Source organism: Streptomyces sp. NPDC086766, from assembly GCF_044746005.1.
Taxonomy (GTDB): domain Bacteria; phylum Actinomycetota; class Actinomycetes; order Streptomycetales; family Streptomycetaceae; genus Streptomyces.
On the sequence record NZ_JBIVBI010000046.1, the window covers coordinates 1 to 10,044 of the forward strand.

At 67.5% G+C, this 10,044-nt stretch carries 8 protein-coding genes and 4 pseudogenes; 8 read left to right on the top strand and 4 right to left on the bottom strand.

Features of this window, described 5'->3' with window-relative positions; translation table 11 throughout:
- Positions 1–140 precede the first annotated feature (140 nt).
- Positions 141–908 carry a class I SAM-dependent methyltransferase gene (locus tag ACIPM1_RS33430; protein ID WP_402441082.1) on the top strand — a complete coding sequence of 256 codons (768 nt, stop codon included), beginning with the start codon at positions 141–143 and terminating at the stop codon, positions 906–908.
- A 58-nt stretch (positions 909–966) separates the two neighbouring features.
- On the opposite strand, the pseudogene ACIPM1_RS33435 reads toward ACIPM1_RS33430, so the two are convergent.
- A pseudogene (locus tag ACIPM1_RS33435) lies at positions 967–1,261 on the bottom strand (transposase); the annotation flags it as partial.
- Positions 1,262–1,281: 20 nt separating this feature from the next.
- Here ACIPM1_RS33435 and ACIPM1_RS33440 point away from each other — a divergent pair.
- Both ACIPM1_RS33440 and ACIPM1_RS33445 read left to right on the top strand, forming a co-directional pair.
- A pseudogene (locus tag ACIPM1_RS33440) lies at positions 1,282–2,350 on the top strand (IS630 family transposase).
- A 65-nt stretch (positions 2,351–2,415) separates the two neighbouring features.
- Entirely contained in the window at positions 2,416–2,724 is a 309-nt protein-coding gene (locus ACIPM1_RS33445) for a hypothetical protein (RefSeq protein ID WP_402441084.1), read from the top strand.
- 67 nt (positions 2,725–2,791) lie between these two features.
- On the opposite strand, the pseudogene ACIPM1_RS33450 reads toward ACIPM1_RS33445, so the two are convergent.
- Both ACIPM1_RS33450 and ACIPM1_RS33455 read right to left on the bottom strand, forming a co-directional pair.
- Positions 2,792–3,156, bottom strand: a pseudogene (locus tag ACIPM1_RS33450) (IS5/IS1182 family transposase); the annotation flags it as partial.
- Between the two features lie 522 nt (positions 3,157–3,678).
- Positions 3,679–4,608: a helix-turn-helix transcriptional regulator gene (locus ACIPM1_RS33455; RefSeq protein WP_402441086.1), complete on the bottom strand. Its 930-nt coding sequence runs from the start codon at positions 4,606–4,608 to the stop codon at positions 3,679–3,681.
- Between the two features lie 56 nt (positions 4,609–4,664).
- On the opposite strand from ACIPM1_RS33455, the gene ACIPM1_RS33460 reads away from it, so the two are divergent.
- The 4 genes and pseudogenes from ACIPM1_RS33460 to ACIPM1_RS33475 all read left to right on the top strand — a co-directional run bounded on the left by ACIPM1_RS33460 (position 4,665) and on the right by ACIPM1_RS33475 (position 8,100).
- Positions 4,665–5,135 carry a hypothetical protein gene (locus tag ACIPM1_RS33460; protein WP_402441088.1) on the top strand — a complete coding sequence of 157 codons (471 nt, stop codon included), beginning with the start codon at positions 4,665–4,667 and terminating at the stop codon, positions 5,133–5,135.
- Positions 5,132–5,686: an NIPSNAP family protein gene (locus ACIPM1_RS33465; protein ID WP_402441090.1), complete on the top strand. Its 555-nt coding sequence runs from the start codon at positions 5,132–5,134 to the stop codon at positions 5,684–5,686. Before ACIPM1_RS33460 ends, ACIPM1_RS33465 begins: the two co-directional genes overlap by 4 nt.
- A 203-nt stretch (positions 5,687–5,889) precedes the next feature.
- The gene (locus tag ACIPM1_RS33470) at positions 5,890–6,747 is read left to right on the top strand and encodes a hypothetical protein (RefSeq protein WP_402441092.1); all 858 of its coding nucleotides are present in this window, start codon (positions 5,890–5,892) and stop codon (positions 6,745–6,747) included.
- A 188-nt stretch (positions 6,748–6,935) separates the two neighbouring features.
- Positions 6,936–8,100, top strand: a pseudogene (locus tag ACIPM1_RS33475) (IS3 family transposase).
- A 339-nt stretch (positions 8,101–8,439) separates the two neighbouring features.
- Here ACIPM1_RS33475 and ACIPM1_RS33480 read toward each other — a convergent pair.
- Positions 8,440–8,802 (bottom strand): GIY-YIG nuclease family protein, encoded by a 363-nt coding sequence (locus ACIPM1_RS33480; RefSeq protein ID WP_402441094.1) that lies wholly within the window; start codon positions 8,800–8,802, stop codon positions 8,440–8,442.
- Between ACIPM1_RS33480 and ACIPM1_RS33485 the strand changes: the two genes are divergently transcribed.
- Positions 8,738–9,865, top strand: coding sequence for a hypothetical protein (locus ACIPM1_RS33485; RefSeq protein WP_402441096.1), 1,128 nt, complete (start codon positions 8,738–8,740; stop codon positions 9,863–9,865). The genes ACIPM1_RS33480 and ACIPM1_RS33485 overlap by 65 nt on opposite strands.
- The last annotated feature ends 179 nt before the right edge of the window (positions 9,866–10,044 follow it).

The following is a 10,044-nucleotide window of genomic DNA, read 5'->3' on the forward strand; positions in this document are numbered from 1 at the left end:
ACTCCAAGCCTTCGACATCACCTTCGACGGCCGGCTCACCGCCGGACGCCGCTGAAAACATCCGACCGAGTTCCACCGTTCGCTACACAGACCCCTCCGGGGGGCCTTGCACTGGGCCTTATGCGCAGTAGCCTCGGGCCATGCCCGAGACCTCGGTGGCACATTTCTACGACGAGCTGGCCGATGATTACCACCTGATCTATGCAGACTGGGATGCAAGCATTCGTCGGCAGGGAAGCGCCTTGGACGGCCTGATGGGCCAGGACATCGCGTCTGTGCTCGACTGCTCCTGTGGCATCGGCACGCAGGCCATCGGCCTCGCACTGCGCGGGCACCGCGTCACCGGCACGGACCTCAGCGCCCGCGCCGTCGCTCGCGCTTCCCGTGAGGCCGCCCACCGGAAGGTGACGCTTGGCACGGCCGTCGCCGACATGCGGCGTCTGCCGTTTCCCGACGGCCGGTTCGACACCGTCGTCTGCGGCGACAACGCCTTGCCTCATCTGCTGACGGAGCAGGACGTCCACGGAGCCCTGGCCGAGATGCGCCGGGTGCTGCGTCCCGCCGGTCTGCTGCTGCTCAGCACGCGTCCTTACGATGACCTGCTGCGCAACCGACCGACTTCGGCGCCTCCCCAGGTCCATCAGCCTGCGGACAGGGGAGAACGGACCGTCACCTTCCAGCTCTGGCACTGGCATGAGGATGGCGAGCACTACGATATGGAGCACTTCCAGCTGCTGCCGATCGGCGGAGAATGGCGCGTCAAGGTCCGTCGGACCGTCTATTGGGCACTCGGCCGGGACCGGCTGACCGGCCTCGTGGCCGACGCGGGATTCGTAGACCCCGAGTGGCGGATGCCGCACGAGACCGGTTTCTTCCAGCCACTGCTCATGGCCCGCGCCGGCAAGTAGGTGATCCCACCCCACCTTGCCGACCGTTCGCCACGACGGCCAGGAGGCGTCCCGGTCGTCAGTGACCGACCCCTTTGATGAAGCTCCCATAGACCGTCAAGCGGTCGGTGTGAGCGGTTTTGGTGTGTGGTGGGGGGCGGGTGAGCTGCTTGTAGACCTCGCGGGCGATGAAGCGTTTGAGGCAGCGGAGGATGTTCCTCTTGGACAGGACTTCGGCGGTGCTGCGGGCTACGTAGTTCTGGGTCCGTTGGTCGTAGCGCATGCGAAGCAGCGCGATCATGTGGAGTGCGTGGTTGGCCCTGCGGTCGCCGCCGGTTGAGGCGGTGCCGGTTGGTGCGGCCCGAGCTGGCCCTGAGTCGTCCGGGTCCCGAAGATTCCTCCGTTGTCGGTGCCCGATGCCCAGCGGGCCGTGTTGGCGGGCTGGGTGCGTCGTCGTTCGACGGCACAGGCCCTGGCCCAGCGGTCGCGGATCGTGCTGGAGTGCGCCAAGGGGCACTCGATCATGGAGGTGTCACGCTGGCTGCGGCTCCCGCCGGACACCGTCCGCACCTGGCGTCGGCGTTTCCGGAACGGGGCCTGGACGGCCTGTCCGACGAGCCGCGGCCCGGTGTGCCGCGGAAGATCACCGACGCGGACGTCGCGCGGGTCATTGTCAAGACGCTGGAGGAGGAGCCGAAGAACGCCACCCACTGGTCGACCAGGTCCATGGCGGCGCCCACGGGTACGTCCCAGTCCGCCATCTCGCGGATCTGGCGCGCGTTCGCGCTGGCCCCGCACCGGTCGCAGACGTTCAAGCTCTCCACCGACCCCCTGTTCACCGACAAGGTGCGTGACGTCGTGGGCCTCTACCTCGCCCCCCGGAGAAGGCCCTGATGCTGTGCGTGGACGAGAAGTCGCAGATCCAGGCCCTGGACCGGTCCCAGCCGGTGCTGCCGATGGTCCCCTGGGTCCCCGAGCATGGCAGCCACGACTACGTCCGGGCCGGCACCACCACCCTCTTCGCGGCCCTGGAGGTCGCCACGGGCAATGTGATTGGCTCCCTCCACCGGCGCCACCGGGCCGTGGAGTTCAGGAAGTTCCTGGCCGAGCTGGACAAGGAAGTGCCCGCCGATCTGGACGTACACCTGATTCTGGACAACTACGTGACCCACAAGACGCCGGTCATCAAGCAGTGGGTGCTGGCGTACCCGCGCTTCCACCTGCACTTCACGCCGACGAGTTCGTCCTGGCTGAACCTGGTGGAGCGGTGGTTCGCCGAGCTCACCCAGAAGAAGCTCCGGCGCGGTGTCCACCGCTCCGTGCAGGCCCTCGAACGCGACATCCGCAGCTGGCTCGCGGACGGGAATGACCACCCCAGACCATTCGCCTGGGCCAAGACTGCTGACGAAATCCTCGACAAAGTCGCCGCATACTGCCGAAGAATCTCCGACTCAGGTCACTAGGACCTCGGCGCCCTCCGTGGGAGGCCAAGGATCAATCCGGGAAGACTAGGGCTAGATTCCTTGGCATGTCTTCGCATCTCAGTCATGGCGCTTCGGGAGCCCTACGACGCTTCGCCGGGTGGATTGCTCGGGGGTCGGCGGGCCATCCGATACTGAACGAGATCGATTACTGTGAAGAGCTGCGCGAGTCGCCCTCCCAGATGGAGATCTGCGTTGCGATCTTCGCCAACGTCCTCGAATTGGATGAGCATGGCGAACCGGTCAATGAGAAGTATGCGGAGCGCCGGGCTGCAGCCTATCTCTACCTATACTGCACCGGGAAGCTGCCACCTGGGGAGCCGGACATCGAGCCCTGGGAGTGCGAACTTTATTGACCGTCACCGTGCGACGCCATTCGAGGAAGGCTGGCCCCGCCCGCGACCCCGCTGTGGGGCTATCCGGTCAGGGAGAGGTTGCTGCAGGCGGGCGCTGCACTCCATCGCCTCTCAGGCGGCAGTCGCGCAGGATCTTCCAGGTCTGCATCCCTGCGAAGGCGTGCTTGACGCGGGCGCCAACCTGCTTGTGGGACGTGTTGTGTGCCTGTTTCCAGTCGGGCAGACCCTGTCTGCGGCGGTGCGGCATTACGAGCCCGGTACCCGGGTAGCCGCCATCGGCGATGGCCCTCGTGTTGCCGATGGCGGCCTTCGCACCCGACTCCGCCCACGCCCGGCAGTCGTTGCGATTGCTGACAACGGCCCGGCCGACGACCACGACCAGGCGGTGTCGACGTCGATGACCACCTGAGGACTGGTGGAATAGCGTGCGCTACTTCTCCTTGCAGGTGGCCAATTTGCTGGCCCGGCTGATCGCCGTCCTTACCCTCTGGCAGTTCTTCACGGACGTAGGCGGCCCTCCGCAGCAGGGGATCGGCGCTCCTGCGAGCGGATCCGGCCCCTGACGAGCTCGTGCAGGGTGGCGAGTGTTGAGGGACGCTTCTCCTGCAGTGATCAGCAGCGACTGAGGACCACGGGCCTATCGACCGATGTGATAGCTGAACTCGTCGTTGAAGGGCATCTGTTACGGCGTGAACGGCACCGGACCAGGCTCGCGTCACGACCACGGAAGCGGGCCGTGGGCGCTGGTGCGAAGCACCGGCTGGTCTTCGTCGACCGGCTCCTGGCCGTCCTCGTGCACCTCCGCCACGGGGCCACGCACGGCGTGCTGGCGTGTGGTTCGGTGAGCACCGCTCCACCTGTCGGAGATCCCGCTGCAGGGAGGCTTCACCCAGAGGACAGTGACGCTTCGTTCGACGCCTAGGCCGCGCACAGCGCGCTTCCCTCTGCCCGGAGTCACCCCTCGTAGCGGGTGGCCAGGCTCCGTACTGTCTCGGCGATGCGGTCGCGGAGTTCGGCCGGTGTCATGACCTCGACGTCGGTGCCCAGCCGCAGGAACTCTCCGTGGGCGTGGTCGATCGATTCGATGGGCACACGGGCCTCCGTCCATCCGTCACTCGCGGGTGTCACGCCGATGCGGCGGGCGCCCTCCGGGGTGAGCCGCACCAGAGCCTCCCCACTGCGCAGCCGGGCTCGGAAGTCGGCCAGATAGCTGGTCCAGTGCCCGGCCAGGTCGAACCCGTCCGGGACGACGAACTCTTCTTCCAGGGAGTGGAGTTTGATGATCTGGTCGACCCGGTAGGTGCGGATTCCGGAAGGCCCTCCGGCGACCAGATACCAGCGGCCGGCCTTGAGTACGAGCCCGTACGGCTCCACCCGCCGTTCGATCTCCTCCGGTGCCCGCCAGCGCCGGTACCGCAGGACCACCGCCCGCCGTGCCCACACCGCGCCGGCGGCCGCGGACAGGTGAGGCGCACGGTCGGCGTCGCCGTACCAGCCAGGGGCGTCGAGCAGGAAGCGTTCCTGGATCCGCTCGGCATGCTCACGCAGCTCCTCCGGAAGGGCTGCAAGCCACTTGAGTTGGGCGGTGGTGAGCGCCTCACCGAGGCCGAGCTCGGCGGCCGGGCCGGGGAGTGCGGCAAGAAATGCGGCCTGCGCCTCGTCCGCGGTCAGTCCGGTGAGGCGGGTCCGGTAGCCGTCGACCAGTCGGTAGCCGCCCGCGTGTCCAGCGTCGCCGTACAGCGGTATACCGGCGGCGCCGAGAGCCTCGACGTCCCGGTAGACCGTGCGGACGGAGACCTCCAGTTCCTCGGCCAGCTGCCGAGCCGTCATCCGGCCCCGGTTCTGGAGCAGCAGAAGCAGGGTGACCAGTCGGCTCGCACGCATGCTCCCCAGTATCCACTGACAGTAGACGTCAGTGGAGTGCCCCTAACCTGCGGCACATGGACGACTTCGCCTTCCTGCACGGTTCCTGGAACGTGGCCAATCGCCGCCTCACTACCCCGCTCAGCGGCGCAGGCGCCGGCACCTGGGAGGAGTTCCCCGGCCGCTCGGTGATCCAGCCGCTGTTCGGGGGCGCCGGGAACATCGACGAGATCACCTTCCCCACCCTCGGCCGCCAGGGCGTGACCCTGCGACTGTACGACCGCGAAACACGTCAGTGGTCGATCCACTGGTCAGACAGCCGGACCGGCCGACTGGATCCCCCGGTAATCGGCGGCTTCACGGGCGACCGCGGTGACTTCCACGGCGAGGACACCTACCACGGCCGCCCGATCCGGGTGCACTTCACCTGGTACCGCCTCGGCCCGGACACTGCCCGCTGGGCACAGGAGTTCTCCGGCGACGGCGGCGGTACCTGGGAGCTCAACTGGATCATGGACCTCACCCGCGCCGGGTCGGCCGACGCATGAGCATCGTAGAATTCCGCCAGTACACCCTGCATCCCGGCACTCGAGAGACGCTGATCGAGCTGTTCGAGCGCGAGTTCATGACCGGCCAACAGGCGGCCGGCGTCACCGTCGGCGGCAGGTTCCGGGACCTTGAGGACCCGAATCGCTTTTTCTGGCTGCGAGCGTTCTCCGACATGACGCACCGCCGGCGCGCACTAGAGGCGTTCTACACCGGCACGGTCTGGCGGGAGCACCGCCACGCGGCCAACGCCACCATGATCGACAGCGACGACGTCCTGCTGCTGCGCGGTCCGGGCTTCGCGCCGGAGCCGGGCACCAGCGAGGTGGCCGCGACGGTCTGCCAGCCGGCAGACACGGCCGCCTTCGACGCGTACGCCGCCCAGTACCTCGGCCCGCTCCATGCGCTACACCGCACCGAGCACGCCGAAAACGACTACCCCCTGCTGCCCGTCCGCACTGGGGTTGACGTCCGGGTCTGGTTCGGCCCAGCCGAGACACTACGCTGGCCAATCCGGCGGCTGCGGCTGGAACCCGTAACGACTTGCGGGTAGCGCCGGCAAGTGCCGATCCAGTGCCGACACGCTGCCCGCTCGCGTGCCAGAGGACCTAAGGCGTCGCTGAACAGATCGAGCGAATAGGTAGACAACAAACGAACGGTGCTGGGCCGGCGTGCGAAGCTGTGCATCGGATCTGCCACCGCTCGAATGGTGTCGGCGGACAACATCCACGAAACGCTTGAGGGGATGAAGCACCCTTGCCCAGTGACCGTGACTGGCTCTCATCACTGGGGCCGGAACTGGAGCGCCAGCACGAGACCATTGCCGCTCTCCTCGACCTGTGCGAAACCTCGTCGCTGGTGTCGTCGTTCTCTGTCGGCTGCTCGATCGGGCGCGGCGCCGCTGACGCCCTCTCCGACGTCGATGCGGCCATCGGCGTCCACGCCGCCCGAGGCTTGGAGGGCTCGGCAGAGGTACACGCGGTCGAGGAGGCCGTGGTCGCACTCTTGCCACGCGTGGGGACCGTGATCGACGTGCTGCGACAAGAGTCGGTCACTGGCGACTTCCTGATCCGCCGCGTCTTCGCCCAGTACGACGACCGGTTGCAACTCGACCTGGCAGTGGTGGCCGAGGAGGAGGTACGTCGCGGGGACGCCGCCCCGGACTTCGTGGCGCTCTACTGGTCCGGCTCCCGCCCCACTACGACGCGCGGCCCGTCGGCGTACGAGGTGAGCGCAGCGCAGGTGCGGGACTGGTCGTTCCTCGGCTGGCGCGCGCTGCTGGATGCGGACAAGTACCTACGCCGCGGCTCGTTGTGGGAGGCGCACCAGCGCCTGCACGAAGCCCGCAGCCGCATCTGGATGCTGTGGGCTGCCGCCTGCAACGCCCCGTACCCTTGGCACGGCCTGTCCCAGATCCTGGATCACGACCCGGATGTGCTGCCCAAGGGGATCGAGGCCACCGTCGCCGGACTCGACGTCGCGGCTCTACGCGGTGCGTTGGTAGCCAGCGCCCACGCGCTGGACCGGTGCAGTGCAGCCGTGGCGGACGCCAGGGCTGGAGGCTTGCCCACCGCGATGGCGCATTACGTACGAAGTATCGTCACATCCGACTGAGCGGTGGTCGGCAACCGCCCCGCCCCGCAGATCCGAGCATCGGCATGAGAGGACATTCGCGCCTGAGCGTACCCGAGGTGGCGAGACCCGCAAGATAGCCCGGGGGCCTGGTGCCTCGGTGAGGGGCCCTCCACCTTGATCGTGGACACCTCGGCACTGGATCTTGAATTCAGGGAGAGGAGTCCCGAGTGGGGACCTACAAGTACTCGGCGGAGTTCCGGGCCGACGCGGTGTCGCTGGCCGGTTCGTCGGGCCGGCCCGTCTCACGCATCGCCGCCGAACTCGGCGTGAACCACGAGACGCTGCGGCAGTGGATCAAGACCGCGGAGTACGCCGAGCGTCCCGAGGCACTCGCGGTGTCCACGAAGGACGCGGAGATCGCGGCCTTGCGCAAGCAGGTCCGCGAGCTGGAGATGGAACGTGACATCCTGCGCCGGGCGGCCAAGTATTTTGCGGGCGAGACGAACGGGTGAGCCGCTTCGAGTTCGTTGCCGACCATCGCGACGCCTTCGGCGTGAAGCGGCGGTGCACCGTGCTGAATCTGTCCCGGTCCGGGTTCTACCGGTGGCTGAAGACCGCCCCGGCACGGGCAGCGAAGAAGGCCGGCGACGCAGCGCTCACCCGGCAAGTACGCAAGGTTCACACAGAGTCCGGGAAGACGTACGGGCCCAAGCGGTTCACCGCCGAGCTCCGCGAGGGCGGTGTGTTGGTGAACCGCAAGCGCATCGGGCGGCTCATGCGCCAACACGGCATCCAAGGACGGAGGCTCGACACCGCACCACGATCCCGGACCCCGCCGCCCAGGCGGTGCCCGATCTGCTGCGGCGGAACTTCACCGCGTCCGCCGCCGACCGGGCATGGGTCGGTGACATCACCTATCTGCCCATCGCCGGCGGGAAATTCCTGTATCTGGCCACCGTCATCGACGTGTTCTCCCGTCGCCTGCTGGGCTGGGCGATGGCCGATCACATGCGGGCCGAGCTCGTCACCGACGCGTTCAACGCGGCCGTCCGTACTCGCGGCGGACAGGTGGACGGCGTCATTTTCCACAGCGATCACGGGGCTCAGTACGGTTCCAAGGCGTTCGCCGACGCCTGCCACCAGGCCGGGATCCTCCGATCCATGGGAGCGGTCGGCACCTCCGCGGACAACGCCGCCGCGGAGTCGTTCTTCGCCTCGCTCAAGCGGGAGATCCTTCCCGGCCGACGTGGTTGGCCGACCGAACGAGCCGCCCGGCTCGCAGTCTTCCGTTGGATCGGCTTCTACAACCACCGGCGCAGGCACTCCACGATCGGCTACCTCGCGCCAGTCGCCTTCGAACAGAGATCAACTACGCTGGCCATCGCTGCATGACAACCGGTGTCCACGATCAAGGTGGAAGCCCCTCTGGCGCTTCGGTCTGCTTTCTGGAGCCCTCGACCTGTTGTTCCTCAACTGTGCTTCACTGATCGGCACCTGCGCCGGTACCCGAAGCACGGTCTCTGAGCAGGGGAAGAGCCGTCGTCGACTGTCGTCATCTGTCATCGTTGAGCACCCCCGCACGGCCCAGCGGACGATCACTGCGGCCGCCTCGCAGCGCGGTGCGGCGTGTAGAAACGGGGCCCGCAGGTCGCTCGCCGATCCGGCTGTGGCCGCTTCGGTGCATCATCGTTCGCCGCCGTTGATGTCACCTGGTGATGTAAGCCCGACGGGCTATGCACTGACGGCCAACTCGCTTGCGCGCTGACGGGCTTGGGATCGCAGTTCCGTGAGACGGCCGTGGAACGGGTTGTGGCGGTTTTGGTCGAGGTTCAGGGGCAGATCGAGTTGAGAGATGGGCTCCGACTCCATGGTCCACGGTTCGGCATGCTCGATCCAGCACACTCGGGCGTTCTCCGCTATCCACTGACTGAGCACGCGTGCGCGCTTCGGGCCGCCGGCCGAGCGAAATACCCGAGGCAAAGCGTGTCTGTGCGCACCAACTCCCACCGTCACTTTTAACTTGCAGGTCATGAGAGCTAACTTTCTGGCACCCTTCGCGCGGGGGCTGTCGGCGGTGACAGCCGCCGTGGCCATCTCGGTAACGGCTGCGGCAGGCGCCGCCTCGGCCGATGGGACCTTCCTCGGCCGTCTGCATACCGTGCGTGACATTGCCTCCACGGTCCCCGCGAACGGCGACGTGAACCCCTATGGCACGGCCGTGGTCGCGCGCGACGCCGGGAACCTCCGCCGAGGCAACGTGTTGGTCAGTAACTTCAACAACAGCCAGAATCAGCAGGGCACGGGCACCACCCTGGTCCAGATTAGCCCGCGGGGCACCGCCACGCTGTTCGCCCGGATCGACCCGGCCCACCTGCCTGGCCCATGCCCCGGCGGTGTGGGGCTCACCACCGCCCTGAGTATCCTGCCCGGCGGGTGGGTGGTGGTGGGCAGCCTGCCGACCACCGACGGCACCTCTGCCACCGCCCGGGCAGGTTGCCTGCTGGTACTCGACAGCCACGGTAGGGTCCGCGAGACGCTCGCCGGAGGCGGCATCAACGGACCGTGGGACATGACCGCCGCGAGCTACGGCGACCGTACCGACCTGTTCGTCACCAACGTGCTCAACGGCACTGTGGCGGGCGGCGGCAACGAAGTGGACCGGGGCACCGTCCTGCGCATCACCCTCAAGCGCCGTGACAACCGGCCGCCGCAGCGGGTGAGGACCACCACGATCGGCTCGGGTTTCGCCGAGAAGACCGACCCTGCCGCCCTGGTGATCGGCCCGACAGGCGTCGGCATTGCCAAGGACGGCTCGCTCTACGTTGCTGACACGGTCAAGAACCGAATCACTGTCATCCCGCGCGCGCTGTCCCGGGGATCCAGCGCCGGCACCGGCCGGGTCGTCAGCAGTGGCTGCCGGCTCAATAGCCCCCTCGGCCTGGCCATCGCGCCCAACGGCCACATCCTGACCGTCAACGCCGGTGATGGCAACATCGTCGAGACCACACCAACGGGTCGCCAAGTGGCTTTCCGGCAACTCGACAACAGCGGCTCCCCGCCCGGCGCAGGCGCGCTGTTCGGCCTTGCGGTGGACTTGGACCGTGACGCCGTGTACTTCGTCGACGACGCCACCAACTTCCTCGATGTCCTGCATTGATCCACGAGAAGCGCAGAGGCCCCGGATCTCTCCGGGGCCTCTCACCTGTACGCACTCGGCAGGATTCGAACCTGCGACACCCGCTTTAGACGTCGTCTCATTTGGTGAGCCTGCGGTAACAGATGAGGCTGCAGGCGATGGCGGTGAAGGCCAGGAAGTGTTCGGCCTTGCGTTCGTAG

What these genes read in the sequence shown, in the direction of transcription:
- ACIPM1_RS33430 (WP_402441082.1), top strand. Translation starts at nt 141, where the DNA reads ATGCCCGAGACCTCGGTGGCACATTTCTACGACGAGCTGGCCGATGAT.
- ACIPM1_RS33445 (WP_402441084.1), top strand. Translation starts at nt 2,416, where the DNA reads ATGTCTTCGCATCTCAGTCATGGCGCTTCGGGAGCCCTACGACGCTTC.
- ACIPM1_RS33455 (WP_402441086.1), bottom strand. Translation starts at nt 4,608, where the DNA reads ATGCGTGCGAGCCGACTGGTCACCCTGCTTCTGCTGCTCCAGAACCGG.
- ACIPM1_RS33460 (WP_402441088.1), top strand. Translation starts at nt 4,665, where the DNA reads ATGGACGACTTCGCCTTCCTGCACGGTTCCTGGAACGTGGCCAATCGC.
- ACIPM1_RS33465 (WP_402441090.1), top strand. Translation starts at nt 5,132, where the DNA reads ATGAGCATCGTAGAATTCCGCCAGTACACCCTGCATCCCGGCACTCGA.
- ACIPM1_RS33485 (WP_402441096.1), top strand. Translation starts at nt 8,738, where the DNA reads ATGAGAGCTAACTTTCTGGCACCCTTCGCGCGGGGGCTGTCGGCGGTG.
- ACIPM1_RS33480 (WP_402441094.1), bottom strand. Translation starts at nt 8,802, where the DNA reads ATGGCCACGGCGGCTGTCACCGCCGACAGCCCCCGCGCGAAGGGTGCC.